We start from the raw sequence: 26,598 nt of genomic DNA, 5'->3' as shown, positions 1-26,598 counted from the left end.
CGATTCGATGCCCCGACGGATAAAGTCGCGTTCGGCGGCACCGGATCACAGGAGCGCCCGAAACGCGACGACGGCCCCGATTCCGCCACACAGCGATAGCAGGATGTTCTCGGTGCGCCACATGATCGCCAGTACGACGCCGGCCGCGCCCCACTCGGCGGGCCCGCCCGCCGCCAGCTCCGGCCCGAGGATCGCGATCACGATCGCGCCCGGCAGGACCGAGAGCCCGGCCTCGAGGCGCTCGCTCACCTCGATCCGCGAGAGGAGCCAGAAGCCGCCGACCTTCGTGAGGGCGGTCACGATCGCCATCGCGAGGACGACGCCGACGACGAGCGGGTCGAGCGCGAGCGGTCCCTCACCGATCATGGCGACCCACCTCGACGGCGGCGGCCGCGAACCCGCCAAGCAGGATGTACCACTGGCCGGACAGTAACGCGTCGGCGACGACGGCGGTCGCGAGCGCGACGAGCCACGGCACCAGGGTCGCTCGCCCCTCCCAGAGTTCGAGCGCGAGCGCGGCGAAGACCGCCGCGAGGACGAAGTCGAGGCCGTACCGGGCCGGATCGCCGATGACGCCGCCGGCGGCCGCGCCCACGATCGTCGCCGCGACCCAGAAGAGCCAGATCGCGATCCCGGTCCCCAGCAGGAACGCGCCCCGGCCGCCTCCGCCTTTGAGTTCGCGCATCGTCAGCGCCCAGTTCTCGTCGGCCATCAGCAGGAGGCTGCCGTAGCTCCGCAGCGAGGAGAGCCGCTCGAGCCACGGGCGAAGCGCCGCGCCCATCAGCGAGTACCGGAGGTTGATCGCCAGCGTCGCGAGGAGGACGGTCGCGACGGGTATCGGCTCTGCCCAGAGTTCGACGGCGACGATCTGGGCCGCGCCGGCCAGCACCGTCGCGCTCATCAGCGCGGCCTCGGCGACGCTCAGGCCCGCCTGGCGCGCGAGCATCCCGAAGGCGATCCCGTAGCCGCCGACGCCGATGGCGACCGGGAGACAGGTCAGAAAGCCGGCGCGGATTCCCTCGCGATCGAACGTGACCGACTCGGCCTCGACCGCCGCGGGTCGGCTCCCGTCGACGGCGTCCGGCGGCCGCTCGCCGGCGGCACCGCGCTCCGCGTCACTGCTGTCGGTTTCCGTCACGTTCGACTCGAGTCCGACGAGGCCTAAAGCGTTCTCGAAATCGCCCGCAGCTGCCGCGGGCGTCCGCTCGGAATCACGCACCGTAGAGCAGCAGCGCCACCGCGATAACGCCGGCTGCGACACCGTACAGGAGGCCGCTGACGGCCGCCAGCGCGACCGCGACCAGCGCGGCGACGACGCCGAGGAACAGACAGGCCTGCTGGGTCCGGGACCGATCGTCGGTCCGCTCGATGAGCCGGTCGACCCCCAACTCGAGGACGAGTTCGGCGGCGTCGTCGAGCATACGCGATAGTTTCGTCCGACCAACAAAAACGTCGGGGTCGTCGCTCGACTCCCGTCCTACCCGCCGGCAACCGGCGGGAACACCGACACCACGTCGCCGTCCGCGAGCGTCGTCTCGACGCCGGCCATGTGGACCACGTTGCGGCCGTTCTTCAGTACACTCAGTTGCGGCCGGACCTCGCCGTCGGCGAGCAATCGCCCCTCGAGACCCTCGTACTCGGCCTCGAGGCTCGCGAGGACGTCGCCGACGGTGGCGTCGTCCGCCACGGTTCGCGTTCGCTCCTTTTCGCCGACGGCCTCCCGGAACGTGGCGAAAAATCGGAGATCGATGTCCATACCCCGTACTCGTCGTCCGGCGACATAAGTCCGACCGCTAACGCGGCGTCGGGCGTGGCGGTCGCTCAGATTGACGCGACCGTCGGCGACGACGCGTAGTCGACGGGCTCGGCGTCGGTCTCGGCGAGCGCCGCCTCGATCGCGGCCGTCCCCGCCTCTGCCGCCGCGTCGGCGTCGGCGGCGTCGACGGTCACCGTCACCTCGACCTCGAGCGCGATGGTGTAGGGATCGAACGGCGCGGTCGGGTGTTCGTACACCTCGGTGTCGGCGATTGCCCAGTCGGTCAGTCGGCCATCGGCGGTGAGCGAGTTGAGGGTCCCGGCGAGGTCGGCCTCGGCCTCGTTGCAGGCGGTGGTATCGGACCCCCCGTGGAGGGTGAGACGCGTCGTTCCGGCGCGGGAGACGGCGAATTCCATACCGTTTCCTACGCTCGCCCGAAGTTTCAACGCTTGGGAACGGCGCTAGTCGGCAGCGGTCGTCGCCGATCCGTCGCGTCGGTACGACACGTTCCGGGCCGACAGCAGCGCTCGCATCCGTTCGACGCCGCCGCGGCTGTCCCACCCGTCTTGCGTGTAGTGCTTGTAGGGGTGGCGTAGCCACGAGTACTCGCGGTGGGCGAACACCTCGATCGCCCCCGATTCGGCCCGAAACAGCGTCACGTGGAGCTGTCGCGTCGCCAGCGGCGAATCGCGTCGGACCCAACTGCCCGCCGAGCGCCGGCCGTCGTCGCGGATCTTCAGCGACGCGATCGGCTCCCGCTCGAAGTCCAACTCGACGAGCAGCGACCGGACCGCGTCCAGATCGCGCTCGAGCGTCCCGACGAACTCCGACGGGTGCTGCCGACAGATCGCGTACCCGCCGAGCGGTTCCTTGACTCGATGGAGCGCGGGGAGGACGCGACGCCGAACGCGGGTCGTCAGATCGAGCGCGTCGATGCCGTTTGCCGTCCCGTCGGTCGTCGTCGCCACGCGACGTTCTCTCGAGCGAGACTATAAAATACTACCTGTTCGTCACCTTCGAAACACACTATATCGGCCCGAGACACTCCTTACTGGTCGTATAGTGGCATATATGAATACATATGTATATACTATGTGCGTTTACTGTCCGGCCGTCATAGGTCCTGCAACCGAATGCCGTCCTCGACCAGTCGCGCGTTTCGCTCCCGGTCGAGGTGATCGGCGAGGTCGTCGTGGTCGTACAGCTGGGCGATCACGTCGGCGTACAGCGTCCGCCACGCGATCGCGTAGATCGGCGACTGGCCCCACGCCCGCAGCTCGGGGACGAACGCGTCGTAGGTCTCGTAGCGCTCCTCGAACCGCTCGATGGCCTCGAGTATCCGGCCGGCCGCCTCGCGGTCGTCCTCGGCCTCCTCGCGGACCCGGTTGAGCTGGTCCTCCCAGCCCGCGACGGCCTTGTGCATGTCCGCCGCCGCGCTCTCGTCGTCGTCCGGCAGTCGCTCGAGGATCGGTTCCGGCACGCCAAGGGAAATTTCCTCCATGCGACGTGATATGGGATCGACTGGCAAGAAGATGGTCCTCCGTCCCCGCGGTGGCGTCGGCGTCCGGCGCTTGACGCGTACCGATGGGATGCGGTCACGACCGGCGCTGCGGCTCGGCCCCCAATTCGTCTCGCAGGTCGGTCAGCCACCGACAGTACGTGTCGATGAGCCGGATCGCGAGATCCTGCAGGTCGCGCCGGTACCCGGTCGGCTCCGCCAGCGTCTCTTCGTGGGTCGCTTTGATGTCGGTCCATCGACTCCGGGCCCGCTCGAACCGATCGACAAGCGCCGCGAGTCGCTCGCTCCGTTCGTCGGCGGGGAGGTGGTGGAGAAAGCCGAGCGTCAGGACGAGTCGCGGACCGCCCATCGGAATCTCGTCGTCCGGGATGGGTTCGTTCAGCAGCGTTCGGAGCCGTTCGCGACCGTCGTCCGTGATCTCGTACTCCGTTTCTCGCCGTCCCGCCTCCGTGACCGACGTGACCGCCGCGACGTGACCGGCCTCCCGGAGTCGCTCGACGGTCGGCTCGAGCGCTCCGTATCCCGCTGTCCAGTACCGGCTGAAGTTGTGCCGGAGCCGCTCGCGGACGGTGTCCGTGTCGGCGGGCTCCTCTGCGAGTACTCCCAGGACGCCGAGTTCGGCGAGTCCGTTCGATTCCATGCGTCCGAATCCAACACGAACCTGTATAGTGGTATCGCCAAACACGAACCGGGTCGAGACCGGTGGGACCGAGTGACTCATACGGTTTGCCGCCCCGATTTCCCGGCGGGACCGCGACCGTCCTGCAGTCCCACTGGTACTGACGGACAGGAAATCGTATCACACCGGCGGCGTGCTACGGCCAGACCGCCAGCATAATTTCGTCGACGTACTCGCCGTCGAGACAGTACTGGCCCTCGTGAGTTCCCTCGCGCTCCCAGCCGTTCTCCTCGAGGAAGGCGATCGCCCCCTCGTTGGTCGCGGGAACGTGCTGGTAGCACTTCTCGTAGCCCGCGTCGACCGCCCACTCGAGGCCGTACGCGAGCAGTTCGGTCCCGATCTCCTGGCGCCGGTGGTCGGGGTCGACGCCGACGGTCACCTCGGCGGTGTGACGGAGCGCCCGGCGTTCGGGCGCATCGACGTGGAGCCAGCCGACGACGTCGCCGTCCGTCGAGTCGCTCGGCTCCTCTCCGTCTTCATCGTCGGCCGCGTCTCCCTCGAGGATCGCGACGAAGACGACCCGCGATCGATCCTCGTTGGCCCGTACGAGCGCTCGGTCGCGCTCGAGGTCCGTCGCGACGTGGTCGGCGACGACGTACGGCCCATCGGTCGCGACCGTCCGCATCGTCTCGATGATCCCCGCCCGGTCCCGCCCCCGTGCCGGCCGGATGGTGACGCGCCCGTCCTCGCAGTCGAGGTCCGTCGTCGTCGCTGCGAGCGCGACCCGAAGCTCGCCGTCGGTCTCGGTCAGATGGCCTTCCGTCTGTAACGCCTCGAGACACGTCCGGAGTTCGTCCGGCGTCGGCGGCACCGACTCGGTGTAGGTCCCCGACCGCGCGGGTTTGGAGGTGGCCCGGCCGTCGTCGACCGTGATCGAGCGAGCCAACTCGTCGCGAGTAACGGAGCCGTTACGTTCGACGTACTCGTAGACGCGCCGCTGGAGGTCGGTCGCGAACGACCCCGCCGGGTCCGGTATCATATCTACGCCCGCGCCGACCGCCGCCATTAGTATGCGATCCGTATCGCCCGCCCCGCGGGACCGCGCGAGGCGACGCCGCGGTTTCGATTCCGTTTCGGACCGTCTATCACTCTGTTCCGTCCGGTCAATCTCCGATTAGACTCGCTCCGGCACAGCCGCTGTCCGTACGGCCAGCTTCCGAATTGCTATATCGAAATGTGATATATACTGCCGTCCTGATGGACGAACCACCGTTTCGCTCCGGAACCGCCGGCTCGAGCCGACCGCTCATCTCCCAGCCTTCGTCTTGCCCGGTTCGCGCGGATTCCACGAGACGACGACACGACGTCACTCACGGCCGAACCGGACCTCGACACCAGGCCGCGATGCCGAAGCCCAGTCGCCGGCATCGGACGCTCGAGTTCCTACCGGGGAGTCGGTGTCGGCCCGTTCGGAACGGCCGGTTTTCGGGCCGTGACCCCCTGGGTAAGAGGCTGGTAACGGCGGGATCGATCATCGAACGAAGGCCCGGATCCCGATCGGACTCGAGTGGCGACGGAGCGTTCGGCCGCGGCCGATCGATCGCTGCCGACGAGTCGCCTGCGATCTGCCGAACGCGTGAGGGGTCGGTCGTCGTCGTCGGATCCGGTCGAGTCCTCGGGGTCGGCAACGACCGCCGCCGTCGATTCGATCCTTGCCTCTCGACTTCGGTTGGTGCGTCCGGGGCCGTTTCGAACTGTCGTTACTCGCGGAAACCGCGACGTGCCTCCTGGTGGTAGTCGTTCGGTCCCGGCCTGTCAGTGCCGGCGGCCGAGCGACTCCCGAACGGACTGCGACGCGTCGCTACCGGCCCGAGCCCCTGTGTTTCGGCAGCCGGTTCGCCCGAGCGATCGCATGTGGGGCCCGGAAGTCGACGGGATTCTCCCCTGATACGGACTGCTATCAGTCAGTTTCGGTGTGATCGCGAGCTGTCCTGCAGTCCCACCGGAAATAATTGATGGGAAGATCGTATGAGCGTGTCTGATAAATCACATAGGGCAATACAAAATCGAGATCGGTTCCTGGTCCCGAACGAGCCGGTGTTCGGCTGAGAGAACCAGTCCGGACGCGAGCCTATCGTAGCCACTGAGACGGTCTACTGTAACTGGCAGGTTCTACTGAGAGTTACCACCGCCGGAGAGTCCCTCTCGAGGGACATTCCGGCGCTAGGTTTACGCCTATCGCCGGCCTTCCGAACGGTAGTATGGCTGCTGGCGATCCCACGTCGGGCGCGCGCTCGACTCTCGAGTATCAAGAGGCCATCGCGACACTCGGCCAGCGGACGCTCGAGTCGGCCGCCTACGTGCGGATCGAGAAGGTCGACGCCGAGACTGAGGTCGGATCCCCGCCCCGCATCGACGGCGATCCCGGACGGCCTCGGCAACTGTTCCGGAACCCGCTGGATAACGCGAGTACCCGTACTGACGACCGGACCCGACGTATATCCGTATTCGCCGAGTACGATGGCCTAACATGGAAGGGGCCGGTTCGCGATCGGGATCGATCCGAGCGAGACGGATCGTCTCGTCCGGGCATCCGATCGACTCCACGGTCGCGAGGAGTACGCCGGTACCGGCATCGGGCTCGCGCTCTGTCGGCACGTCGCCGAGCGCCACGGCGGTCGAGCGAGCGAAGCGAGTCTACGCGCGGCGCGATCAGCGTCGATTCGGATCCGAGCGCGGGGCCGACGTTCCCCGTCGCGGTACCCACCTCACCGGACCACGACTCACCGAGCGATGACTGAAACAGCACACACCCAGTCCGAGCCGGCTCGAATCCTGCTCGTCGAGGACAACCCCGGCGACGTTCGACTGACCAAGGAGGCGTTCGAACAGGGGCGCATCGAGAACGATCTGTCCGTCGTCTCGAACGGGGCCGAGGCGCTCGACTACCTCTCTCGGCGTGGTGAGTACGCCGACGCACCCCGTCCGGATCTGATCCTGTTGGATCTCAACCTCCCCGGCAAGGACGGCGAGGACGTCCTCGAAGATCTCAAGGACGATCCGAAACTGCGGTCGATCCCGGTGATCGTGCTGACGAGTTCCCGGGCGGAAGAGGACATCGCCCAGTCCTACGAGCTCCACGCGAACGCCTACCTCACGAAGCCGGTCGATCCGGACGAGTTCATCGAGACCGTTCGGGCCTTCGAGAAGTTCTGGTTCTCGGTCGTTCGGTTGCCACCGGAGGTCGATTCCCGATGAGCGAGACCGACACCAGAGCGGAGGCGGGTAGAGAGGGCGACGCGGCCGATTCCCTCCGCGTCCTCCTGATCGAGGACAACCCCGGAGACGCCCGGTTGATCCAGGAGATGCTCCGGGACACCGAGGAGTTGGCCCAGCGGGTCAGCCCCGGCGACGCGGCCCGCGGGGCTCCCCAGATCGACCGCGAAACCCGCCTCGAGGACGGACTCGCGACCGCCGAGGCCGACCCGACCGACGTCGTGTTGCTCGATCTGAACCTCCCCGACAGCGAGGGACTCGAGACCCTCGAGACGGTCCACGAGGAGACCGGCGAGACGCCGATCGTCGTGCTGACCGGCGTCCGCGACCAGCAGGTCGGGGTCAAGGCGATCCAGCGGGGCGCACAGGACTTCCTCGTCAAGGACGAGGTGACCAGCGAACTGCTGGTGCGAACGATCCATCACGCGATCGAGCGCGCCCATCAGGAGCGACAGCGCCGCCAACAACGCGAGCAACTCGAGGCGCTGAACCGCCTCAATCGGATCGGCCACGACATCGGTCACGCGGTGATCACGACCGAGACGCGCACGGAACTCGAGCAGCAGGTCTGCGATCGGCTCGCCGACTCCGACGCTTACCGGTTCGCGTGGATCGGCGGCGTCAATCCGGGCAGCGACCGCGTCGTGCCGAAGGCGGCCGCCGGCGTCGAGGAGGGTTACCTCGACGAGATCGACGTCTCCGTCGACGAGGACGACGAGGCCGGACGGGGACCGGCCGGGACGGCCGTCCGGACCGGCGAGGTGCAGGTCATGAACGACGCGCAGGCGGATCCGGCGTTCGGACCGTGGCGGGAGGCCGCACGCTCTCGCGGTTACCGGTCGTCGGCCGCGGTCCCGATCGTCCACGAGGATCTCGTCTACGGCGTGTTGAACGTCTACTCGTCGTCGCCGCGGGCGTTCGTGGGGGCCGAGACCGAGGTCCTCGCCCGGACCGGCGACGTTATCGCCCACGCGATCACGGCGATCGAACGCAAGGACGCCCTCGTCAGCGACGCCGTCGTCGAACTCGAGTTCCGCGTCGAGGACATGGCGGAGGAACTGGTCGAACTCTCGGCGGGGGAGTCGTGTACGATCGAGTTCGAACAGCTGGTCGGCGGCGGCGAGGCGCTGTTGGCATACGGCACGGCACGCGGCGTCTCACAGGAGGAGTTCGAAGACAGCATCGACGACACCGACGGGATCGGCAACGTTCGGTTCCTCTCGGTCAGGCGCGACGAACTCGAGTTCGAACTCGTCGCTCCGGCGGCGGTGTCGCTGTTCGAGACGATCGCGACCCACGGCGGTCGCGTCGCGTCGGCGACGATCGCCGACGGCGAGTTCCGGTTCGTCGTCGAACTGCCGCGGGGCCGGGACACGCGCCGGATGATCGAACTCATTCAGGACCAGCGCGACGACGCGACCTACCTCGCCCAGCGGACCACCGAACGGGGCGAGCGCAACGACGCCGGCCCGCTGTCGATCCTCGCGGACGAACTGACCGACAAACAGCGGGCGGCCCTCGAGACGGCCTACTTCGCTGGCTACTTCGACTGGCCGCGGGAGAGTACGGGCGAGGAGATCGCCGAGCGCCTCGGTATCGCGCCCGCGACGTTCAACCAGCACCTGCGGACGGCCGAGCGAAAGTTCTTCGAGTCGGTCATCGGCGAGTACAGTAGCCACTGAAGGTCCCTGCACACCCGATCGCACAGTCGTCGTGCGATCGGTGTGTAAATCGTTTCAGTTGTTACGATAGCGTGGCTGCAACGCTAGCCCGGTGCCGGCCGATCGGGACGGGAACTCGGACACGATCGCCGTGTACCCGCGACGCGGTTTTAGGCAATACGAAAAACATAAGATAAGTTATATGAGTGTGGGTGCCCTACCGACTACTGTGATGAACTCTCAGAAGTCCGTCCAACAGGAAGCCGGTACCGTCGAGGAGAACGCGCTCAGGCTCGAGCCCGAGAAGGCCGAGCAGATCGTCGAGGCGCTCAACCGCGATCTCGCGGACGCGTACGTCCTCTACCACCAGCTCCACAAGCACCACTGGAACGTCGAAGGCGCCGAGTTCCTCGACGTTCACGTCTTCCTCCAGGAGGTCTACGAGGACGTCGAGGACGCCGCCGACGAGATCGCCGAACGACTGCAGGCGCTCGGCGGCGTTCCGCACGCGAACATGACGACCCTCGCCGAGAACGCGACCGTCGAACCCGAAGACGAAGACGTATACGACATCCGGACGTCGCTGGCCAACGACCTCGAGATGATGGGCGACATCATCGAGAGTACGCGCGAACACATCGAACTCGCCGAGAACCTCGGCGATCACGTCACCGCCGAACTGCTCCGCGAACAGCTCGTGACGATCGAGGAACACACCCACCACATCGAACACTACCTCGAGGACGACACGCTGGTCCTCGAGTCGGCGACGAACTGACGGTCGCTCGCACGGGGTTTCTCCCGTCCGCTCGCGAATCGCTCTCCCGACGCCGGTTTCGGTTTTCTTTCGATCGTTGCGTCAGACCGAGACGTCGGTCGCTTCCACGCCCTCGGCCTCGAGCAGCGTTTCGGCCACCCGGTCGGTCACGAGCGAACTGACGCTGCCGGCCAGCGCCATCGCCTCGCGGTCGGGCTCCGCGAGATCGAGGACCTCCCGGAAGAACGTCGCCAGGACGACGTAGCGCTCGTGGAGATCGGCAGCCGTCTCGCGTCCCCGCTCGGTCAGCGTCGCTCCCTCGTACGGCTGGTAGCGCACGTACCCTCGCTTCTCGAGGCGCTGGAGCGTCTCGGTCGTGACCGACGGCGACCGCTCGAGTTCGTCGGCGACGGAGCCCGGCGACACCGGCTCGCCCTCTTTCCGTGCTATGTGATAGCACGCGAGCAGGTACTGGGATGCGTCCGTCATCCCCGCCGGGCGGACCGAGTACGGTCGAGTCGCTGACGGGCCTCACGAGCGACAGCGGAGCGGGTCTCCGGTGACGACGCGACGGACTGCCGCGTCGACCCGCGATCCCCGCGCGGATCGTCGTCCATATGATTTAGGCTTGCCTAAAACAGTAAAGTAGTTGCGGCTCGGACTCCGTCGGTACGGCGAACGTCGGCCGATTCCGGACTGAGACGGATTGCCGTACCGATGTACCGGCGCAACCGCCGCCGGAGTCGCGGTTGCGCCGGCAATGGCTGACAGGAGACCGTCCGAGCCGTCCCGTCGTTCGACCCGGGGTCACGCCCCTCGAGGTTCGGTCGCAGACGGGGTTACGTCCTCGAGCGGGCGACGAGCGGCCGCGGCGACGGCTACCATCGCGATCCCGGTCACGAGGAGGTTCGCGCCGACGAGCAGGCCGATCGCCCACGCGGCGGTCGCCGGGAAGCCGGCCCACAGGAGGCCCGCGAGGACGAGCGCGGCGACGCCGCTGACGGCGATCGAGGTCCGGCCGCGGGAGGCGGGTAGCCGCGTCGCCGCCACGAGTTCCGCGATACCCTCGACGGCCAGATACGCAACGAGCGCGACCGTCAGGGTGACGAGCGCGATGGCCGGAGCCGCGAGGACCGCCGCTCCGGCGACGATCGAAACGACCGCCAGCGCCGCCTGCCAGACCGAGCCGCGCCAGCCCCGCACCGCGACCGCGTGGCCCGCGTGGACGATCCCGCCCGCGATCAGGAGCAGTCCCAACGCGAGCGTGACCGAGAGTCCAGTTACTGCCGGCGCGGCCATCGCGAGCAGCCCGAGCAGTCCGACGATCCCCCCTGCGATCGCGAGCCGCTGCCAGTCGTTCTCGAGGGCCGTGCCCTCGCCGTGTCCGGTGATTGCTGTGATACTGTTCATCTCATTCACCGCCTTCCCCTACGTCGCGGACGGCAATAAAACGAGTTTACGGTTTGACAGTCTCTCTCGGCTTCGGACCGATCCGAACGGATCCCGGGCGGCTCGAGCTCGTGCCGCCGTCGGTCCGTCGAAACGCCCATTTTCGTTCGAGCCTCATCTCGAGGCGTGACCGACGACCGCGACGATCTCGAGTGTGATCTCTGTGGGGAATCGGTTCCGACCGCCGTTTATCACGAACACCTGCTCAAGGAGTGTCCGGGCCGGTAGCGGCGTCGACGGTCGTCGTTTTCTCGCGGTGAGATCAAGGGAAACGCCTATGCGGCTCGTCGGAATCAGGGCGAGACAGTGATGGGGGCGTTCGACGCGAGCATCTGGGAGTGTCCGGCGTGTGGTCGATCCGTCAACCGATTCGTGAACGGCCGTCAGTGTCCGTCCTGTCGGGCGGACGGCCGCGACTGTGAGTCCGACGCGACGTGACTACGTCTCCTCGACGTGGCGGATCTCGCAGGCGATCCCGCGCGTGCTCTCGGCCATCTCCCGGCCGAACATCTCGGCGCGGCCGACGGCGAAGGCCCGCGGCCCCTCGACGATCACCTCGTCGCCGACGCGGATGTCCTCGTCCGCGTCGACGACCCCCGGTGCGAGGACGCTGCCGTGGGGGACGAAGCCGTCGATCTCGACGCGTTTGGTCGGCGCTGCGCTCTCGAGCCAGCGGCGAGCGCCCGCGAGCGTAAAAGACAGCGTGCCGTACTGGGGGACCATCGTCGCGAGCTGGGTGTCCTCGCGATCCCGGACCTGGATCTTGGGGTAGCGACTCGTCGTCTGGATGTCCTCGAAGAGGTCGTCGCCGGCCCCGTCACCGAGCAGGTAATCGGCGAGCGCGCGGACGGTGTTGTGTTCGCGCTCGCGCTTGGAGTACTTGAGTTCGCCCGACAGCGCCTCGGCGAGGTTCGAGAGCGACTCGTCGTCGGTCGGGTGGTCGGCGACGGTGTAGGTGATCTCGAGGCCGAGCCGTTCCTCGACGCGTTCGACGATGTCGCGGTAGCCCTCGTCGGGGACGTGGGCGACGATCTTCGGGTACTCGTTGCGCTCGAGGTATCGCTGTAGCACTTCCGCGACGAACTCCTTCTCGTCTTCCGTCCAGCGGCCGGTCACGACGGTGTCGTAGTGCTGGGCCGGGTAGGTCGTCTCGAGTTCCTGCGGCACGACGCCGATCGGCGAGGTCATCGAGACCAGATGGCCGCGCCACTGGATCGCGTCGTGGAACTGGCGGTGACTCTGTGACTCGCTGTAGGGCTTGGCCGCCGAACAGGGCACCAGCACCAGCGGGTTGTCGAAGCGGTTGCGATAGCGCGTGGTCACCCGGTCGGCGAAGCGCTGGATCTCGACGCGTCGGAGGGTGTCGCCCGTCGCGGCGTCGATTCGCGCGTCCCGCAGGATCGGCGTCCGCTCCTCGAGATAACCCCACTGGTCGTCGAGTTCGCGCACGGCCGCGGTGAGCCACTGGTCGTGGCGGGCCTGCCCCTCGAGGTAGTCCCGTAGCCGCCCGTCGCGGATCCGTCGGCGGACGATCGCCAGTTCGGATTCGAGGGCGTTCCGGTTGTGGTCGGCACAGTCCTCGCGGGTGAACTCCTCGCGGGGCCCCTGACAGGCGGGACACGAACAGGGGAGTTCCTCGAGGTCCTCGAGGAAGTAGGCCTCGTCGGTCGTCAGATAGCGCCCCTCGGTGCCCTTCACGACCGCCGCGGTCGCGTCGAACAGGTCGACGCCGGCGTAAGCGAGCAGGGCGACGTTTCGGGGCGTCGCGACCCCGGAGAACAACAGGGCAGTGTCGGCCGGGATCGCCTCGCGGACGTCGACGACTGCCTCGACCAGCGCCGCCCCGTGGCCCGTCACCGACTGGACGTCCGAGAGGGCGTAGGCGTCCGTTCCCTGCGGTTCGACTGCCTCGCTCGAGACGACCGCGACACTGGGGTAGTCGACGTCGGGGGCGTCGACGGCGAACGACTCCTGGACTTCCTCGGGGGTGCCGCCGGGGAACGCCCGGTGGGGCAACACGGTGAGTTTCGACTCGTCGCCGTCGGAGAGATCGCGGTCCGCGCTCCAGAGCGAGCCCGCGTCCTCGAGGACGTCGTCGACGAGCGCGGGCGTCGTTCGGGGCGGGGAGAGGCGGAGTTCGCCCACGCGCGCGGCCCCGTCGCGCTCGTGAATTTCGAAGTACTCGGTCATACTCGATATGGCCGCGGCGAGCGAAAGAGGTTGTCGATAGCGAGCGGTCGGTTCGGCCGCCGACGGCCGTGGCGCAGGGCTTCCCGGTCGACCATTGATAGACACGTGTGAAAATCAACCTTTATGACCACTCGGTCGGATGTCATTCGTATGGAAGCGAAATCGAACCTCCGCTCTACGGATGGGTTCAGGGCGTTCCTGATCCTGTCCGTGGTCGCTGCAGTCGCCCTCGCAACCATCGGTCTGCCGGTCATCTACGGCGGGTCGACGACGACTGCCTCGGCAGCGGAACCGACCGTCGAATCGTATCAGACTGCCTCCCAGGCCGGCTCCGAACTCGGCGCGGCCGACGAGGTCTATCTCGGCGAAAACGGCAGTGCAGTCCTCGAGTACGAGGACGAGATGAACGACCTCGAGCAACTCGAGGTCGGCATGGACGTCAGCGAAGGGCTCGCATACATGCTGGCCGAGGGCAGCTACGAGGAGACCGACGAGTTCGAGAGCGGTTCCTTCTCGGCGGTCCTCGATCAGGACGGCTTCTCCGGGAACGGATCGATGGTGATGCAACAGCCCGAAGACCTCGAGCGACTCGACCTCGACGTCTCCGGTGAGGTCAGCGACGAGGCCAACGAGTTCGACGCGACCGCGACCGGCGCGTTCACCAGCGAGGACTCGACCCCGATGTCGGTCGATTCCGACGGGCAGGTCACGATGTCCGGAGACCGCTTCGAGACGAGTGGTTCCGCGACCGTCGCGACCGAGAGCCCGACGGGCACGACGAGTGACGGGCAGACGCTCGACGTCGCCCTCGAGGAGACGTCCGACGGCTACGTCCTCGACGTGACCGACGAACGGACCGTCTCCAGCTTCGCCGCGTCCGACTGGGAGACTCGAGAGCAGGCCAAACAGACGCTCACCGAACAGTACGCCAGCGTCGCCACGCAGCTCGGTGGAAGCAGCGAGGTCACGATCGAGAACTACGACTTCGACGAGGAGACCAACCGCCTCGAACTCGAGTTCACGATCGAGTACACCGGCATCGACAGCGGGATCGAACAGATGCTCCCGGTGGCGCTGATGAACGACGACACCGCCGGACTGGACCAGGAGGAGGCCCAGGCGATCGCCACCGGCGTCACCGATATGCAGATCGAGACCGTCGATTTCCGAGTCGAGGACCGCGGTGACTCGATGAACGCCGAGTGGGACGTTCAGATCGCGAACTACGACGAACTCACGCTGGCGATGCTCGATGCGGCCGAATCGGTCGCCTCGGAGGAAGAACTCGAGCAGATGAACATCGAGCAGACCAGAGCGGCCATCGAAGCACAGCAGGCCGCGGACCTCGAGACGACGTTCGACTGGGACGCGTCGGTCGAGCAGACCGCCGGTCAGGAGGTGACGTTCGACGCCGAGGTCTCGGGCGACACCGAGAACTGGGAAGCCTACCTCGACGAACTCGAGTCGCGTGACGTCCAGCGTCCTAACGATGTCCGCTTCGATCTGTCGGCCGAAACCGCCGATGGACAGCTCTCGCTCGACGGCACGTTCGAGATCGGCGGTGAGGATCTGGCCGGCCAGACCCTCGATACGATGGCTCAGTCGGCTCAGACGAGCCCGGCCGGAACGGCACCCGAGACCACCCGGTACGTCGAGGCGCTGTCCGACGCCGACCTGCAGGTCGCCCGCGTCGACGCCGACATGAGCGACGGGACGGTGCGCCTCGAGGGCGGTGCGAAGTTCGAGAACATGAGCGAACTGACCGACACCGTCACGGGGAGCATGGCCGTCAGCGGCGTCTCCACCGCGACGTCCGGTGACACCGCGTCGATGTACGTCCACGTCGAGGATATGGGCGACGTCGACACCGCGTCGGCCACGAAGGCCGACGTCGACCACCTCGAGGTCGTCGGCGACGAGACGACCGTCCACGAGGCCGGCGAGTGGGACGAGGAGTTCTCCGAGGTCCCCACCGACACGATGAGCGAGTATCTCAGCACCGAAAGCACCGAGACGAGTAACGAGACCGACGACGGCGAGGACGAAGACGACAGCACCCCCGGCTTCGGTCCGGGGATCGCGCTCGCGTCGGTCGCGGGACTGCTGACGGCACTGCTGCTCCGTCAGCGGAACTGAGACGATCGCTTTTTTTTCGGCCGTTCGACCGGTAGCGACGCGACGCTCAGGCGCGCTCGAGATACGTCGCCGTCGCGGAGGTGTGGCCGCGGTTGAACGAGAGGATCTTGATCCGGATCGCGTCGGTCGGCTCGCAGTCGTCGGGGACGTCCTCGACGAAGACGACGAACCCCTCGACCTTGCCGACGGCCTGTCGCTCGCCGGAGTGGTGATCGGTGAACTCCCGGATGGCGACGGTTTCGACATCGCCCATGTCGACCGGCGGATCGCGGTCCTGTGCCTCCTCGTGGCGCTTTCGGGAGCGGCGAGCGGACGCCGACCGCCCGCGGCCGCGAATCCGTCTGAACAGCCACGTTCCGATTACGAACGTAACGAGCAGGCCGACGCCGAGTACGGCTGGGCCGAACATACCGGGAACGGGCGGCGCTGCCGGCTTCGGTGTTCCGATTCCGACCGCCAGTCGTCTACCGGGTTGGAGTACTTTCGACCCGCGGTCCGAGGAACAACTCCGACAGTCGCGTTCGGACGGCCCCGTGTTATGTCTCGTCGGCGAGATCGACGAGCGCCACCCCGTCGGGAAGCCGCTCGAGGACGTCGGCGGGCCAGTCCCGGTGGGCGAGGGTCACGTCGGTCCCCGGGTTCGTCTCGACGAGCCGGGCGACGCCGTCGGCGGCGGCCTCGAGGGCGGCCCGGTCGGTCCGCGATGGGGTTTCGGCGGTGAGCGGATACGTCTTCGAGAGCGCTCGCGGGAAGGGGCCGAACGGCGGCTGGACCCGCCAGACGTCGTCGTACCCCGCGTCGGGCGCGGAGCGATCGACGGTGAGCAACAGCGAGTTGGGAACCGCGAGCCGCTCGAGGCGTTGGTGATGGCGGACGACTTCGGGGCGGCGGGCACTCTCGTGGGAGGTGTAGAAAAAGGAGCCCTTCGAGACGGGGTCGGAGCGCTCGAGTTGGGCGGCGTGATCGAGCAGCGTGCGGTAGCCGTCGAGCATCGCCGGATGGGAGCGGGCGCGTTGCTCGACGAGTTCGAGCAGGTTCCCGGCGCGGATCGCCTGCTTGATCCGGCGGATCTCCGCGAAGGTGACGTGGAGGTTGTGGGCGGCAAGCTCCGACTCGCGTTCGGCGTCCGGTAACGCGCGCAGTTCCGCCGGCGAATGGTCGGTACAGACGGCACACGAACAGGGGAGGTAGTCCAGATCCGCGAGGTGTCTGGTCCCTCGGACCGTCAGGTAGCGGTCGTCGCGGGCGTACAGCGCGTAGGCAGCCGAGTCGAACAGATCACAGCCCGCGGCGACGGCCAGCGCGAACATCATGGGGTGGCCGGCCCCGAACAGGTGGACCGGCGCGTCGGCGCCCAGTCCCCGCTTGGCGGCGGCGACGACGTCGATCATGTCGTCGTACCGGTAGTCGTTCATCAGCGGGACGACCGCGCCGACCGGGAAGACGTCGAGGTCGGTGCCCGCGGCGTGGCCGCCGGCTCGCTCGCGCAGGTCCGGGTGCGTCGAGCCCTGGACCGGGGCGCTGACGAGCATCTCGCCCGTGTCGGCGTCCTCGGCGATCTCGAGTCGGTCCTGTGTCGTCTCGAGGTCGCTTTCGGCCCGGCCGTGGGAGACGTCCGGTGGGGTCGGAATGTCGACTGGCGTGGCGATGTCCGAGCCGATCTCGCGCTGGAAGGCGAGGATCTCCTCGGTGGTGACGTCGATGGAACCGTATTCCGACAGCTGGAACGAGCCGGAGTCGGTCATGATCGCGCCGGGGAAATCCAGCAGGTCGTGCAGCCCCTCCTCGAGGGCCCGCTCGCGGAGGTCGTCGTCGCCGTGGATGATGTAGGAGTTGGTGATGAGGATCTCGGCGCCGAACTCGTCGGCGAGCCGACGGGGGCTGATCGTGTCCAGGTTCGGGTTGATGACCGGTAGCAGGGCCGGGGTCTCGACGGTCGTCCCGGCGCGGGGAACGGTTAGCTCCCCGATGCGGCCGCCGGCGTCGGTGTCCCGGATCTCGAAGGACTCGCGCATTGCCTTCGGGTTGGCCCGTCGGACGTAAGTCGTGACGGTTTTCGATCGGTCGAGCGGGCGGTTCCGGTCGGACAGCCATAGACGAAGGCGCTTTACGCTCCGGGCCGCTTGCGTCTCCTAATGAGCAAACCGAGCCCCGAGGTCTACGAGCAGGGCAAGGGTATGGACGCCCACAACCAGGCGATGCGGGAGATCCGCTCGCGAAAGGAGGCCAGCTACGACCCCCACGAGCCGACCCGCGTCTGGCTCGACGAGGACAATACGCCCGACGGCGTCAAGACGAGCTTGACGATCATCTTAAACACCGGCGGTTGCCGGTGGGCTCGCGCCGGCGGCTGTACGATGTGTGGCTACGTCGCCGAGAGCGTCGACGGCGGCTCGGTCTCCCACGACGCCCTGATGGACCAGATCGACGTCTGTCTCGACCACGAGGCCGAGAACGCAGACGAGCCCGCCGACCTCATCAAGATCTACACCTCCGGCTCCTTCCTCGACGAGCGCGAGGTCGGCGCGGAGAGCCGTCGCGCGATCGCCGACACCTTCGCGGATCGCGATCGGATCGTCGTCGAGTCGCTGCCCGACTTCGTCGACCGCGAGAAGATTGCCGACTTCACCCAACACGGGCTCGACACGGACGTGGCGATCGGCCTCGAGACGGCCACCGACCGGGTCCGTCACGACTGCGTGAACAAGTACTTCGACTTCGCGGACTTCGAGGACGCCTGCGCCGAAGCCGCCGCGGCGGACGAGAAAGCGGGCAGCGGCATCGAGGCCGGTATCAAGGCCTACCTCCTGATGAAGCCCCCGTTCCTCACCGAGTCCGAGGCGGTCGAAGACATGATCTCCTCGGTCGAGCGCTGTGCCGCCGTCTCCGGCTGTCACACCGTCTCGATGAACCCCTGTAACGTCCAGCGCTACACCATGGTCGACGACCTCTACTTCGAGGACGGCTACCGGCCGCCGTGGCTCTGGTCGGTGGCGCAGGTCTTAGCGGAAACGGCAGACGCCGACGCGATCGTCGTCTCGGATCCGGTCGGCCACGGTTCCGACCGCGGTCCGCACAACTGCGGGGAGTGTGACGACCGCGTTCAGAAGGCGATCAAGGACTTCGATCTCCGGCAGGACCCGTCGGTCTTCGAGCAGGTCACCTGCGAGTGCGAACTGACCTGGGAGACGATCCTCGAGCGCGAACGGAGCTTCAACCAGCCGCTGACGCGATAACGTCGGCAGTCGCAGGACGATCCGTTTTCGCGCCGTCGCGGGTCGGTGACGTCTGGTGCTTCGAGTGCCACCCGGAACGTCAACGAACTCGAGCCGCCGTCCTGATCGTCATCGGCATTCTCCTCGTCGCTTCCCACGACCCCGTCCGCGTTCGGCGCGGGGTTGCTGGTGGTTCGACGGTAGGGTCGGTAGCTGGACCGCCGTCTCAGTCCCCGGTGGCCGTCTCGTCCGACACCGAGCGGATCGGCTCCGCGTCCGCGCGCGGAATCTCGAGCGTGACGACGGTCCCGCGGGGGTCGTTGTTGGCGAAGGAGAGTTGGCCGCCGGTCTGGGTGACGACCCAGTTGACGAGCCAGAGGCCGAGCCCGCTGCCGTGGCGCAGTTGGGTGATCTCCCGTTCGCCCTCGAGCAGTGCCCGCTCCTCGTCGGGGATCCCGGGGCCGTCGTCGGCGATCGAGAGCGCGAGCAGGTCCTCGTCCGGTCGGTCCCGAAGGGTCACGTCGACGGTTGGCCGATCGCGATCGCTGTGTTCGACGGCGTTCTCGAGGACCTGATAGATCGCCGTCTCGAGGTACTTGTCGGCGCGCGCATAGACCCGATCCGGCACCGTTCGGGTGACCTCGACGTCGGGCCCGGCGTCCTCGAGGCGGTCGATCGCGCGGTCGATCGCCGCCGAGGCGTCGAGCGGGCCGGTCGGGGACTCATCGCAGTCGAGGACGCGCTCGACGGCGCGGGTTTTCTCCGCGAGCCCGACGAGTTCGTCCGTCCGGTTTCGAATGGTTTCGACGTACTCGTCCTCGCCGATGGCGTCGGCGAGCATCTCGGTACAGCCCTCGATGATGTTCATCCCGTTTCGCAGGTCGTGTCGCAGGACGCGATTGAGGATCTCGAGGCGCTTCTGGCGCTGTTTCCGTTCGGTGATGTCGGTGTACAGGCCGAAAGCACGGTCCGACGAGCCGTCCATCTCGATCGGGACGACCCGAAGCCGGAAATCGCGCAGGCCGTTTGCGGTCCGCCGTTTGACCTCGGCCTCGCCGACCTTCCCTCGGCTGCCGCGTTGGTTGAGTATCTCGGCCTCGTCCGTCCTGTCGGTCGGGACGGCGAACTCATCGAGCGGTTCGCCGACGAGGGTCGACTCCTGGTAGCCGAAGAGCCGCTCGAACGCCGGGTTGACCGCCTCGACGATCGGCCCAGCCGAGAGGTTGCTGACGCTGACGACGCCGTCGGGGACGTTCTCGAATAGGGCGGCGAACCGGTCGCGCTCGGTTCGCAGTCGCTTCTCGAACGCGATCCGATCGAGCGCGTCGGCGACGTGAGAGAGCAACAGCTCCGCCAGCTCCTCGTCGGTCGGAGAAAACGCCGACAGCTCCCGCGAGACGGCCTGGAACACGGCGCGATCGCCGATCGGGGCACACAGAACCGACCGGTAGTCCTCGATCCGTGGGGCCCGTTCGTCCGTGATGTCGTCCAGCCGGAGCAACTGGCCGGTGCGATAGGTCCGGCCGGCGAGACAGTCTTCGACTGGGGCTCCGTCCTCGAGGTCGGCCGTGAGGTCCGCGGACGCGGCTTCCGTGATGAGTTCGTCCCCGCTGACGGTGTCGACGACACAACCGTCGAAATCGAGGACGGTCTCCGCGGCCTCGATAGCCACGTCGTAGATCTCCGCGCGACTCTCACAATCGTCGAGTTGAGAGGCGACGCCGTGAAGTCCCTGAATCTTCGCCTTCCGGTCGACCAGCTGTCGCTCCATGCGCTTGCGGTCGCTGATGTCGCGGGCGATGCCGACCGTTCCCTCGAGTTCGCCGTCGGTCGTCAGCAGCGCCATATTGACCTCGACTGGCGTTTCCGTCCCGTCGGTGTCCGTCAGCGTGATCTCGTAGGTCGCGACGAGGCGATCGTCGGTCAGCAACTCCTCGACGTAGCGCTCACCGCGCGCGACGCTCTCGTCGGTGAGTACCGTCGAGACGTGTTCGCCGAGGAGGTCCTCGCGGCCGTAGCCCGTCGTCTTCGCCATCGTATCGTTGACGGTCACGAACCGGCCCTCGGTGTCGAGTTGATAGACGCAGTCGCCGACCGTCTCGACGACCGTCTTCGTCCGCTCGAGTTCGCGTTCTCGGACGGCCCGATCGAGCGCCGCTTCAGCCGTCGTCGCGAGGACGTCGAGGAGGTTTCGTTCGGCGGCGTCGAGTTCGGTTCCCCCCGAGGACGCGACCGACAGCGTTCCGTGATCGCCGAGCGGCTGTACGACTGCGTTCCCCACGCCGGTCCCGATGTCGTAGGGGACTCGCTCGGGGGACGGTTCCTCGACGAATATCGGTTCGCCCTCGGTGTAGGCGTCCCAGAGCGTGGTATACTCGCCTCTGACCGACGAAATGTCGTCGGTTCGTCGGTCGAGTTCGGACGTGATCCCGGCGAGTTCGAGGCGGTCGGTCTCCTCGTCGTAGATCCTGATCGCGCCCAGCGGCCGGTCGATCACGTCCTCGGTCGCCGCCATGATGACGTCGGCTATCTCGTCGGTCGATCCCGCCCGGAGCAGCTCCCGGGTCGTCTTCTGAAGCGCCTCGAGCGCGGTCGCGCGCTTGACATCCGCGGTGACGTCCTGCCCGAACGAGAGGATGCTGACGACCTCGCCGTCTTCGACGATCGGCGTGTTGAACCACTCGCAGGTTATCGGCGTCCCGTCCTCGCACCGGTTGCGGGTGACCTGTCGAGAGGGCAACTCGTCCGGATCGCCGTCGACGAGCCGATCCCAGTACTCCCGGACCTCTTTGCGTTCCCCCTCGGGAACGAGGAAGTCGGGCGCGGCCCGTCCCATCGCCTCGTCGGCGGTGTATCCGAACAGTTCCGTCGCCGTCGGGTTCCAGTTTTTGACCCTGAACTCGAGGTCCCACTCGACGATCGCGAGCGGTGACTGTTCGACGAGTAGTTCGAGTCGGCTCGAGGGGTCGGCCGTCGATGTCGGAGCGACCGCGAACGGACGCTCGCGTCCGGTGTCCGACGGGTCCCGGTTCCCGGTCTCTCGGTCCGCAAGCAGTTCTCGAAGCCGCTCGAGGAGCGTTTGCGGCCTCTGCGATCGGGGGACGTAGCCGTCGGCTCCCGCCGCAACGACGTCGCCTGCGAGCCGTTCGCTGCCGTCGTCGGGGGAGACGACCAGCGGGATCTCGGGTCGCCGATCACGGAGTCGTCGACAGCACGTGACCGGATCGACATCCAGACCCGAGTCGCCGATCACGACGCAGTCGGCCGTCGGTAGCCGGTCGAAGCACTCGGCCACCGTTCGAACCGGCGTGACCGAGACGCCGCGCTCCTCGAGGGTGCGTTCGATGTCGCCGGTGTCGGCACCGACGAGGACGGCTCGGGTGTGCGGTCCGATGATTGTACCCATGCCTCGGTAGTCCGGTCGGCTTCAACGAACCCACTCCCTATTACTGTTTCACTCGGTTCACGAACTGAGTCGCGGTTCTCATCGTTCACGAAGGAAGGCGAAACGACTCGAGAGGTCGCGACGCTGCGAATTACCGGTCGAAGCCGCGCAACACACCCTGCCCGTCGGTCGGGCCGATATCGGGGAGGGTCGCGCGTTCGGGATGGGGCATCAACACCGCGACGGACTCGCGTTCGCCGAGGACGCCCGCGATGGCGTGTTTCGAGCCGTTGGGATTGGCCTCGGGGCTCGTCTCGCCGTCCGCGTCGCAGTACCGGAAGAGGACCCGACCCTCGTCCTCGAGGTCGGCCAGTCGATCGTCGGCGATCTCGTAGCGGCCCTCGCCGTGGGCGATCGGGAGTTCGATGACCTCGCCCTCGTCGTAGGTGGCGGTCCAGGGGGTGTCGGCCCGCTCGACGCGCAGGTGAACGCGTTCACACTGGAACCGCGCGCTCTCGTTGGTCGTAAAGGCGCCCTCGGTGAGCCCGGACTCGCAGCCGATCTGCGCGCCGTTACAGACCCCGAGGACGGGGACGCCGTCCGCGGCGGCTTCCCGAACCTCGGCCATGATCGGCGACCGGGCCGCCATCGCGCCGGCCCGCAGGTAGTCGCCGTAGGAGAACCCGCCGGGCAGGACGACGCCCGTCGTGTCCGCCGGGAGTCCGTCCTCGTGCCAGACGATTTCGGCGTCGATGCCGAGGTGCTCGAGCGCGCGCTCGGCGTCGCGGTCGCAGTTCGAGCCGCCGAATCTGACGATCGAGACCGTCACAGGCGACACCCCGCAGTGTTGTGACCGACGGTTTCGATCGGTGTGGTGGCGACTGTCATCTACCGTTCGGCGACCTCCACGTCGTAGTCGTGGATGGTCGGGTTCGCGAGCAGCCGTTCGGCCATCTCCTCGGCACGCTCGCGCGCGGCCTCGGCGCTCTCGGCCTCGAGGTCGACCTCGAAGCGGTCGGCCGAGCGCAGGTCCTCGAGTTCGAAGCCCAGCCGCTCCAAGGCCCGTGCAGTCGTCTCGGCCTCCGGATCTAGGACGCCACGTTTGAGTCGAACCGTCACCGTCGCGGTGTAGGCGGTCATCACCTGATACCCCGTAACCGTGCTCAAAAACGCTTTCGCCTTGGCTCCGTAATACACGTTCGTGGATATCACCACGAGACGGCGGCTCGACCCGAGACCCTGCCGCCGCAGCCGATCCCTCCCGTTCGGTCACCCTTCCCGCGCGACGATGATGTCGCCGGTCGCGTGGACGGTCACCGTGTCGGCGTCCAGCCGGAACGACACCTGTCCGGCGGCCCGATCCGTCGCGTCGCCCGTCGGCGCGAACAACGCCTCGAGGCCGTCGGGATCGATGCAGTCGTGGGGCCGCTCGATCTCGGTCGGATCGCTCCCGGCCAGTTCCGCGACGCTCGAGCGTGTCATACGCCAGCGAGAGCGGGGAGGAGCCGGTTCGGCCCGCCTCACTGACTCGAATTCCCGCGCCGTTCTCTCGGTTCCAACGGCGTTCCCGCCCGAGAGAGCAGTCTCGCTGTCGGCAGTGCAGTCACCCACTTGCTCCGGTTCGAGCGGAAATGTCGACCCGCCGGACCGCTCCGAAACGGAATGCGGGACATTCTCACACACTCGGTCGGAAAGCAGGACTTTTAGCCGCTCGTAGACTGGGATCCGTCGTGATGAATCGCGAATCGCTCGAGCGGAGGTGGCAGCGTTGACGACCGACGTAACCGAGATCACGGTGATCGGAGAGGACGACACGGGACTGATCGCGAACGTGACCAGCCTCCTGTTCGAGCGCGGAATCAACATCGAGGACCTCGACCAGGCGGTCCGGGACGGCGTCTTCCGGATGTATCTGGCCGTCGATACCTCGGAGATGGTCTGTACCGAGTCGACGCTCCGCGAGGACCTCCACGACCTCGGCGACGACCTCGGACTCGACGTCCAGGTCCGGTTCCCCGCCGACCGCGAGAGCCAGCAGATCGCCGTCCTCGTCACCAAGGAGAGCCACTGCCTCGAGGCGCTGTTCGAGGCCTGGGCCAACGACGAACTCGGGGCCGACATCGGGGTCGTCATCGGCAACCACGACGACTTACAGCCGCTGGCCGAACACTACGACGTCCCCTTCCACGACATCGGCGACGAGGGCGGCCAGCAAAACGAGGACCGACTCCTCGAACTCCTCGCGGAGTACGACGTCGACCTAATCGTCCTCGCGCGGTACATGCGGATCCTCAGCCCGAACGTCGTCTTCCGCTACGAGGACCGCATCATCAACGTCCACCCCTCCCTGCTGCCGGCCTTCCCCGGCGCGGAGGCCTACCGGCAGGCCGTCGAGGAAGGCGTCCGCGTCGCGGGCGTCACCGCCCACTACGTGACGACCGACCTCGATCAGGGGCCGATCATCACCCAGCGCGCGTTCGACGTCCCCGACGACGCCGACGTCGACGAGATGAAACGCCGCGGCCAGCCGCTCGAGGCCGACGCCCTGCTCGAGGCCGTCCAGCTTCACTTAAACGGCGACGTCTCGGTCCACCGCGGCCGGACCTCGGTCCGGGAGAACGGCACCCAGTACCAGCTCGGGCTTCCCGACGAGATCGACGAGTTCACGCCCGATCGCCCGGTCGACGGGATCGGCAGCGCGGTCGCAGAAGATCGGTAAGACGACGCGCCGTTCGGGAGACCGGCCCGAATCGCTGCGATTCGGCCGCGGGAAGTGTCCGTGGCCCCCTCCTGTCCGCACCGTGGGCGGATCGGCCGGAGTCGGTCAGGCTGCGTTGGACTCCCACCGGTCGCGGCAGTCGTCGCTACAGAAATGGCGGTGGACGGCGGTGCCGTCCTCGACGGTCGTGATCACGCGCTGTTCGGAAGACGATTCCACTGGACTCCCACACTGTCGACACGTGGGCGAATCCGCGTCCGTCGAGTCAGTCATCGCTTGACAGGTAACACGAGAGCCACTTGAACGAATCTGTTGCGGCGGATTCGGCCACGGCCGACCGAACAGGTTCGCTCGATCCGACGGGCGGTCTCTCTCGATATCGGTCGGCGTCGCGCGATATAGTTCCCCGCCGGTTCCGTGAGCGGCACCCTTATCGACGCCAGCGACCAAGCTTGGAATGGTATGTCGCAGCAAGATGTTCAACGGGAGCTTCACGTCGACCAGTACACGCTCGGGCTCGTCGGCCCCGATCAGGAGTGGGCGGGGACCGTCGCGGACGGCGGGACGATCGAGACCTACACCCCGCCGGGCTGTTGGGGGCCGATGGTGACGCCGGCGTTCCACGGCGGCCACGAGGTGACCCGGCCGATCCGCGTCGAGGGGGCCGAGGTCGGCGACGCGGTCGCCTTGCACATCCGCGACGTCGAGGTCACGAGCATGGCGACGAGTACGGGCTCGATGGCCGAACGCGAGGAGGCCTTCGGCGACGACCCGTTCGTCGACCACCGCTGTCCGGAGTGCGGAACGAAGTGGCCCGACTCGGTCGTCGAGGGGACCGGCGAGGACGCGATCAAGTGCGCCGAGTGTGGCGCGAACGCCTCCTCGTTCGGCTTCGAGTACGGCTACACCGTCGCCTTCGACGACGACGATACCGTCGGAATCACCCTCGACGAGGACGCGGCCCACGAACTCGCCGAGAACGCCGCGGAGGTAATGGACCTCCCCGAAAACTCCCGACAGCACCCGATCCTGCTGTACGAACCCGGCGAGATGCCCGGCACGCTGGGCCGGCTGCGCCCGTTCATCGGCAACGTCGGGACGACGCCGCCGGTCACGATGCCCGACTCGCACAACGCCGGCGACTTCGGCCAGTTCCTCATCGGGGCCGACCACGACTACGGCGTCGACAGCGAGGCCGACCTCGAGGCCCGCACCGACGGCCACATGGACATCCCGCAGGTCCGCGAGGGCGCGACGCTGATCTGTCCCGTCAAGGTCGACGGGGGCGGGGTCTACGTCGGCGACCTCCACGCCAACCAGGGCGACGGCGAACTCTCGCTGCACACGACCGACGTCAGCGGCACCGTCCGGATGGACGTCGAGGTCATCGACGGTCTCGAGATCGACGGCCCCGTCCTGCTCCCGCCGGAGGAGGACCTGCCGTTTATCAGCAAGCCCTACAGCGACGCGGAACGCGAGGCGGGCCGCGACCTCGGCGCGGAACACGGCGTCGACGTCGAGACGGACATGGGCCCCATCCAGGTCGTCGGCTCCGGCGCGACGGTCAACGACGCCACGCAGAACGCCTTCGACCGCGCCGGGAAGCTGCTCGAGATGAGCGAGGGAGAGGTCCGCTCGCGGTGTACGTTCACCGGCGGCGTCCAGATCGGCCGGCTCCCCGGCGTCGTCCAACTGGACATGCTCGCCCCGATGGACGTCCTCGAGGACCGCGGGATGGACCACCTCGTGCGCGAGCAGTACGGGCTGTAGGTCCGGAACGGACACGGCCCGGACTTCGATTGCGGTGGCGCGCGCTGTGGCGCGGTGAGCCGACGGCGAACCGCGCAACAAACTTGCTCGAGGTCTTCGTGAGTGAAACGAGCGAAGGCTTGGAAGACGCTCCGGGTTTTCCAGTG

26 protein-coding genes are annotated in these 26,598 nt (G+C 67.4%); 7 read left to right on the top strand and 19 right to left on the bottom strand.

The window, feature by feature from the left end; all coding sequences use genetic code 11:
* Window positions 1–45: 45 nt before the first annotated feature.
* The 9 genes from A6E15_RS12950 to A6E15_RS12910 form a co-directional block, all read right to left on the bottom strand.
* Window positions 46–366 (bottom strand): AzlD family protein, encoded by a 321-nt coding sequence (locus tag A6E15_RS12950; RefSeq protein WP_076146789.1) that lies wholly within the window; start codon window positions 364–366, stop codon window positions 46–48.
* The gene (locus A6E15_RS12945) at window positions 356–1,138 is read right to left on the bottom strand and encodes an AzlC family ABC transporter permease (protein WP_076148344.1); all 783 of its coding nucleotides are present in this window, start codon (window positions 1,136–1,138) and stop codon (window positions 356–358) included. The genes A6E15_RS12950 and A6E15_RS12945 overlap by 11 nt, the downstream gene beginning before the upstream one ends.
* 73 nt (window positions 1,139–1,211) lie before the next feature.
* Window positions 1,212–1,421 carry a hypothetical protein gene (locus A6E15_RS12940; RefSeq protein ID WP_076146787.1) on the bottom strand — a complete coding sequence of 70 codons (210 nt, stop codon included), beginning with the start codon at window positions 1,419–1,421 and terminating at the stop codon, window positions 1,212–1,214.
* A 56-nt stretch (window positions 1,422–1,477) separates the two neighbouring features.
* Entirely contained in the window at window positions 1,478–1,756 is a 279-nt protein-coding gene (locus A6E15_RS12935; RefSeq protein WP_076146786.1) for a ubiquitin-like small modifier protein 1, read from the bottom strand.
* Window positions 1,757–1,821: 65 nt separating this feature from the next.
* Entirely contained in the window at window positions 1,822–2,172 is a 351-nt protein-coding gene (locus A6E15_RS12930) for a hypothetical protein (protein WP_076146784.1), read from the bottom strand.
* Between the two features lie 45 nt (window positions 2,173–2,217).
* Window positions 2,218–2,724: a hypothetical protein gene (locus A6E15_RS12925; protein WP_076146782.1), complete on the bottom strand. Its 507-nt coding sequence runs from the start codon at window positions 2,722–2,724 to the stop codon at window positions 2,218–2,220.
* A gap of 146 nt (window positions 2,725–2,870) precedes the next feature.
* A complete protein-coding gene (locus tag A6E15_RS12920) occupies window positions 2,871–3,257 on the bottom strand; it encodes a hypothetical protein (RefSeq protein ID WP_076146781.1) in 387 nt (128 codons plus the stop codon).
* A 94-nt stretch (window positions 3,258–3,351) separates the two neighbouring features.
* Window positions 3,352–3,915 (bottom strand): PadR family transcriptional regulator, encoded by a 564-nt coding sequence (locus tag A6E15_RS12915; RefSeq protein WP_076146779.1) that lies wholly within the window; start codon window positions 3,913–3,915, stop codon window positions 3,352–3,354.
* Between the two features lie 175 nt (window positions 3,916–4,090).
* Window positions 4,091–4,933 (bottom strand): GNAT family N-acetyltransferase, encoded by an 843-nt coding sequence (locus A6E15_RS12910; protein ID WP_076148342.1) that lies wholly within the window; start codon window positions 4,931–4,933, stop codon window positions 4,091–4,093.
* 1,754 nt (window positions 4,934–6,687) lie between these two features.
* On the opposite strand from A6E15_RS12910, the gene A6E15_RS12900 reads away from it, so the two are divergent.
* The 3 genes from A6E15_RS12900 to dpsA all read left to right on the top strand — a co-directional run bounded on the left by A6E15_RS12900 (window position 6,688) and on the right by dpsA (window position 9,609).
* Window positions 6,688–7,152, top strand: coding sequence for a response regulator (locus tag A6E15_RS12900; RefSeq protein WP_076146775.1), 465 nt, complete (start codon window positions 6,688–6,690; stop codon window positions 7,150–7,152).
* The gene (locus A6E15_RS12895) at window positions 7,149–8,852 is read left to right on the top strand and encodes a bacterio-opsin activator domain-containing protein (protein ID WP_076146774.1); all 1,704 of its coding nucleotides are present in this window, start codon (window positions 7,149–7,151) and stop codon (window positions 8,850–8,852) included. Before A6E15_RS12900 ends, A6E15_RS12895 begins: the two co-directional genes overlap by 4 nt.
* 211 nt (window positions 8,853–9,063) lie before the next feature.
* Window positions 9,064–9,609: a DNA starvation/stationary phase protection protein DpsA gene (gene dpsA / locus A6E15_RS12890; protein ID WP_076146772.1), complete on the top strand. Its 546-nt coding sequence runs from the start codon at window positions 9,064–9,066 to the stop codon at window positions 9,607–9,609.
* An 81-nt stretch (window positions 9,610–9,690) separates the two neighbouring features.
* Here the strand turns inward: dpsA and A6E15_RS12885 are convergent, their stop codons facing one another.
* From A6E15_RS12885 to arcS, 3 genes are all read right to left on the bottom strand, one after another.
* Window positions 9,691–10,077, bottom strand: coding sequence for a metal-dependent transcriptional regulator (locus A6E15_RS12885; protein WP_076146770.1), 387 nt, complete (start codon window positions 10,075–10,077; stop codon window positions 9,691–9,693).
* Window positions 10,078–10,395: 318 nt separating this feature from the next.
* Window positions 10,396–10,998 (bottom strand): HdeD family acid-resistance protein, encoded by a 603-nt coding sequence (locus A6E15_RS12880; protein WP_076146769.1) that lies wholly within the window; start codon window positions 10,996–10,998, stop codon window positions 10,396–10,398.
* 477 nt (window positions 10,999–11,475) lie between these two features.
* Entirely contained in the window at window positions 11,476–13,227 is a 1,752-nt protein-coding gene (gene arcS / locus A6E15_RS12875; protein WP_076146767.1) for an archaeosine synthase subunit alpha, read from the bottom strand.
* Window positions 13,228–13,377: 150 nt separating this feature from the next.
* Between arcS and A6E15_RS12870 the strand changes: the two genes are divergently transcribed.
* Complete coding sequence (locus A6E15_RS12870) at window positions 13,378–15,363, top strand: hypothetical protein (protein WP_076146765.1); 1,986 nt, start codon at window positions 13,378–13,380, stop codon at window positions 15,361–15,363.
* Between the two features lie 46 nt (window positions 15,364–15,409).
* Here the strand turns inward: A6E15_RS12870 and A6E15_RS12865 are convergent, their stop codons facing one another.
* A complete protein-coding gene (locus tag A6E15_RS12865; RefSeq protein WP_076146764.1) occupies window positions 15,410–15,772 on the bottom strand; it encodes a TRAM domain-containing protein in 363 nt (120 codons plus the stop codon).
* 127 nt (window positions 15,773–15,899) lie between these two features.
* Window positions 15,900–17,378, bottom strand: coding sequence for a tRNA guanosine(15) transglycosylase TgtA (gene tgtA, locus A6E15_RS12860; protein WP_076146762.1), 1,479 nt, complete (start codon window positions 17,376–17,378; stop codon window positions 15,900–15,902).
* 120 nt (window positions 17,379–17,498) lie between these two features.
* Between tgtA and A6E15_RS12855 the strand changes: the two genes are divergently transcribed.
* Entirely contained in the window at window positions 17,499–18,599 is a 1,101-nt protein-coding gene (locus tag A6E15_RS12855) for an archaeosine biosynthesis radical SAM protein RaSEA (protein ID WP_076146760.1), read from the top strand.
* A 205-nt stretch (window positions 18,600–18,804) separates the two neighbouring features.
* Here the strand turns inward: A6E15_RS12855 and A6E15_RS12850 are convergent, their stop codons facing one another.
* The 4 genes from A6E15_RS12850 to A6E15_RS12835 form a co-directional block, all read right to left on the bottom strand.
* Window positions 18,805–21,984 (bottom strand): PAS domain S-box protein, encoded by a 3,180-nt coding sequence (locus tag A6E15_RS12850; protein WP_076146758.1) that lies wholly within the window; start codon window positions 21,982–21,984, stop codon window positions 18,805–18,807.
* Window positions 21,985–22,114: 130 nt separating this feature from the next.
* Window positions 22,115–22,792, bottom strand: a complete 678-nt coding sequence (gene purQ / locus A6E15_RS12845; protein ID WP_076146757.1) for a phosphoribosylformylglycinamidine synthase I — start codon at window positions 22,790–22,792, stop codon at window positions 22,115–22,117.
* 59 nt (window positions 22,793–22,851) lie between these two features.
* Window positions 22,852–23,103 (bottom strand): phosphoribosylformylglycinamidine synthase subunit PurS, encoded by a 252-nt coding sequence (gene purS, locus A6E15_RS12840; protein ID WP_076146755.1) that lies wholly within the window; start codon window positions 23,101–23,103, stop codon window positions 22,852–22,854.
* 129 nt (window positions 23,104–23,232) lie between these two features.
* On the bottom strand, window positions 23,233–23,445 hold the full coding sequence (locus tag A6E15_RS12835; protein ID WP_175607258.1) for a HalOD1 output domain-containing protein: 213 nt from the start codon (window positions 23,443–23,445) through the stop codon (window positions 23,233–23,235).
* 277 nt (window positions 23,446–23,722) lie between these two features.
* Here A6E15_RS12835 and A6E15_RS12830 point away from each other — a divergent pair, with 277 nt between their 5' ends.
* On the top strand, window positions 23,723–24,682 hold the full coding sequence (locus tag A6E15_RS12830; RefSeq protein ID WP_175607257.1) for a formyltetrahydrofolate deformylase: 960 nt from the start codon (window positions 23,723–23,725) through the stop codon (window positions 24,680–24,682).
* A gap of 105 nt (window positions 24,683–24,787) precedes the next feature.
* Here the strand turns inward: A6E15_RS12830 and A6E15_RS22045 are convergent, their stop codons facing one another.
* Complete coding sequence (locus tag A6E15_RS22045; RefSeq protein ID WP_449406651.1) at window positions 24,788–24,955, bottom strand: DUF7576 family protein; 168 nt, start codon at window positions 24,953–24,955, stop codon at window positions 24,788–24,790.
* 189 nt (window positions 24,956–25,144) lie between these two features.
* Between A6E15_RS22045 and A6E15_RS12825 the strand changes: the two genes are divergently transcribed.
* On the top strand, window positions 25,145–26,452 hold the full coding sequence (locus A6E15_RS12825) for an acetamidase/formamidase family protein (RefSeq protein WP_076146754.1): 1,308 nt from the start codon (window positions 25,145–25,147) through the stop codon (window positions 26,450–26,452).
* Window positions 26,453–26,598 lie beyond the last annotated feature (146 nt).

Origin of the sequence: Natrinema saccharevitans (genome assembly GCF_001953745.1) — an archaeon.
GTDB lineage: Archaea > Halobacteriota > Halobacteria > Halobacteriales > Natrialbaceae > Natrinema > Natrinema saccharevitans.
The sequence above is the reverse complement of the archived record's forward strand: the minus strand, read 5'-3'. Positions and strand labels throughout refer to the sequence as shown.